Below are 728 nucleotides of genomic sequence, written 5' to 3'. Positions count from 1 at the left end.
GATATTCATCGTGGGCCCGCAGCGAGTGCTGCCAACTGAGCCCGGATACATGGCTGCAACCTCGACCGGATGCCAGAAAACTGAGACTGCTTGACAACAGGGAGTCGTCCATACATGGTGCAAATAGGGCCGGCGAATGGGTTAGAGTTGTCGGAAGAAGACGAACCGAGGAGCCACGATGAGCAAGCTGAAGAGTCCGGAGAAGTTGTTCGGCGGACGCCATTTTAATCGGGAGATCATCATCCTGTGCGTTCGCTGGTACCTGCGCTACAAGCTCAGCTTTCGCGATCTGGTCGAGATGATGGCCGAACGGGGATTGTCGCTGGCTCACACGACGATTCTGCGCTGGGTGAGGCGTTATACACCCGAGTTCGTCAAACGCTGGAACCGGTTTGCTACACCTGCGGGTCGCTCGTGGCGTGTCGATGAGACTTACCCGAAGATTCGCGGCAGGTGGGTCTACCTGTACCGGGCAGTGGATCGGGCTGGCCAGACGGTGGACTTCATGCTCAGAGCCCGACGCGATGTGGCTGCGGCCAAAGCTTTTTTCAGCAAGGCCATCAAGCGTGAGGGCCAGCCGCCGGAGACCATCACGCTCGACGGCTATGCCGCCTCGCACCGCGCGGTGCGCGAAATGAAGGCCGATGGTCTGCTGCCTGAAGACACGAAGGTCCGGTCCTCAAAATATCTGAACAACGTGATCGAGCAAGACCATCGCCACATCAAGT

General features: G+C 58.4%; 1 protein-coding gene. It reads left to right on the top strand.

The genetic code is table 11. From position 1 onward, the window contains the following. Positions 1-178: 178 nt before the first annotated feature. A partial coding sequence (locus tag AB3X98_RS42030) for an IS6 family transposase (RefSeq protein ID WP_368607209.1) occupies positions 179-728 on the top strand: 550 nt, incomplete at its 3' end.

Source organism: Paraburkholderia sp. BR14312, from assembly GCF_040948675.1.
Classification (GTDB): domain Bacteria; phylum Pseudomonadota; class Gammaproteobacteria; order Burkholderiales; family Burkholderiaceae; genus Paraburkholderia; species Paraburkholderia nodosa_A.
The sequence above is the reverse complement of the archived record's forward strand: the minus strand, read 5'-3'. Positions and strand labels throughout refer to the sequence as shown.